This window comes from Nocardiopsis sp. TNDT3 (genome assembly GCF_003427465.1).
Taxonomy (GTDB): Bacteria; Actinomycetota; Actinomycetes; order Streptosporangiales; family Streptosporangiaceae; genus Nocardiopsis; species Nocardiopsis dassonvillei.
In genome coordinates, this window is the sequence record NZ_QPFC01000648.1 from 1 (window position 1) to 2,268 (window position 2,268).

Sequence of the window (2,268 nt, forward strand, 5' to 3'; positions counted from 1 at the left end):
CGATCACGCGGCGTTCGCGGCGGGCGGGGGCGCGCTGGGGTGAGCGGCGCGGGCGGCTGGAGGCGCCGTCCATCCCGGCCCTGGCCTTGGGCGCGGCAGCGGTCGGCCCGGCATTTGGCGGTGGACCGCGTGCGTGCGACCGTCAGCGGCGTCCGCCGCGCGTGCGCGGGTCGAACGAGCCGGGGACGTCGGCGTTGGCGTCATCGGCGGCGGAGAGACCGTGGACGGTGCGGACCACCCCGTCGGCGGCCTGCCTCTGCGCCACGGCGACGTAGTCGAGGAGCTGCCAGAGGATCTTCTCCGCCTCGCCCAGGGTCTCCTGCATCCGCTTCGAGTACTCCCCCTCGACCCCCCAGGGCGCCTCCTCGAAGGACGTGATCGCGTCGCGCGCGTCGGCCACCACCTCGTCCGTGAAGTCGGCGGCCTCGTAGACGAGCTTGTTGTGCCGCCCGATCCCGTCTACGTCGACGGAGAGCCGGCCGTGTGATGCGGACATCGTTCTCCTCCTGTTCGCTGTCTGATGGCTGCGGTCGGACCGTCACTCCAGGTCGCGCGGGGAGAAGCCCAGTGCGCGCAGGGTCTCCTCGACGTCCACCTCGCCGCGCAGCACGGCGGACGCGTCGACGCCTTCGGGGGAGGCGAAGTCGTACGCCTGCACGGCCCGCTCCGCCATCCGCCGCTGGGCGCGGGCGATCACCTCGACGATCGTAGCCGACAGCTCTGCGGCGGCCATGCCCCGGTACCCGTCGGTGTGGAACACGAGCCCGGCGAGGTCACCGGTCGCGTCGACCTCCGCGGTCACCAGCCGGTTCCTGGACGTGGCCTCCTCGGTCTCCGACTCCAGGCCCTCGCCCGCCTCCATGAGCTCCCTCAGTGTCGTATCGAGCCGCCGCAGTTCGGCTTCCATCTGCTCCCGTATCGGTGAACTCATGCCTTCAGGATCTCCTTCAAGGTTTTACTCAGGTCGTTCACGACAGGGACGGCCCGTGGAAGCGCGCTGCCGACGGCACTCCGGACGGCGGCCGGAACACCACCCGGCCCCGCTGTTGCGCGGCGGCGCCCCGGACACCCGCCGAGCACCGCCGGCGCGACCGCCCCGGGGCCGGGGGAAACCGACACGCCGGAGATCCGGTCTCGGTCACGCAGCCCAACGCGACAAAGGACACCGCACCGGCACGCCTTCCGAATGGGATGGAGAACTCCGTTCGCGGTCGGTTCCCACCCGGCCTCCCGAGTGGGCGGTGCCGCCCCGCCCCGGGAGGTCGGAGGCGCTCCCGGGCCGGCCCCGGCCAGCGATCCCGGTAGCCGTGGTCAGGCCGGGTCCCGACAGGAGGCCCTCCCCCGGCGACGCACACCTGAGAAAGGAACAGGAAAGCGATCACGGGCAACAGAACAGGGGAAGGAGGAAGGGTGGATCACCGCACGGGACCGGGCCGCCCCGGCGAATCATTCCCCTCCGCCCGACACAACAGGTACCGCACCGGGTGAGGTGAATGCAACCCGCGGAGTCGTGACTATACATAGGGGTCATCCCCCTCCGTATTCGGCACCCGATCGGAAAAGCCCGGAAACACGGACGCAACAAAATCCCGCGTCCGCACCCGCGGAACACCTCGAAACCAGAGGGGCGGGTTCCACTCCTGCGCGCGATGATGTTACCTTTACCCTCGCTTCAGATGCGCGTGGTGGGGAAAGGGGTCGGGAATGCTGTTCGACCCCCAGAAAATGGGTGACTCAGCACACGATTTCGTCAAAGTGGTGCTGGGCATCGACCTTCCCCGGGCCAGCGCACCGGCCATGCGCGCCGCTTCGGAGGTCTACGACCTCCTCGACAAGCAACTGCACGAGCTCTCCGACGTCATGGACACGACGCGCACCAACGTCCGGAGGCACTTCGGCGGAGCGGCCTCCGACTACTACAACCGCTCCCTGGCCGCCTTCACCAGCGGCGACAGGGACTACATCGGCAACGCGGCGAGCACGAGCCGCATGCTCTCGACCGAGCTGCGCAAGGCGGCGGCGAACGTCGACTACATGGTGGCGATGGTCTGGGTCCAGGTGGCCCAGCTCATCGCCGAGATCACCTGGGCCATCGCGACGGCCAAGTTCACCTTCGGCGCCTCCCTGAAGTGGATCCCGGTCTTCAAGGCGATCCGGAGCCTGGCCATCCGGCGTCTCATCGCCTGGTTCCTCGTCACCGTTCCGAGTCACCAGGTCGTCAGCCAGGTCTTCGCGAGCTTCGGCGCGCTGATCCAGCGCGTCCAGATC

2 protein-coding genes and 1 pseudogene are annotated in these 2,268 nt (G+C 69.4%); 1 reads left to right on the plus strand and 2 read right to left on the minus strand.

Annotation, left to right across the window (positions count from 1 at the left end; genetic code table 11):
* Positions 1–142: 142 nt before the first annotated feature.
* Complete coding sequence (locus tag DQW06_RS16415; RefSeq protein WP_013153549.1) at positions 143–496, minus strand: hypothetical protein; 354 nt, start codon at positions 494–496, stop codon at positions 143–145.
* A gap of 42 nt (positions 497–538) precedes the next feature.
* Positions 539–931 (minus strand): hypothetical protein, encoded by a 393-nt coding sequence (locus DQW06_RS16420; RefSeq protein WP_013153550.1) that lies wholly within the window; start codon positions 929–931, stop codon positions 539–541.
* Positions 932–1,725: 794 nt separating this feature from the next.
* On the opposite strand from DQW06_RS16420, the pseudogene DQW06_RS16425 reads away from it, so the two are divergent.
* Positions 1,726–2,268, plus strand: a pseudogene (locus DQW06_RS16425) (hypothetical protein); the annotation flags it as partial.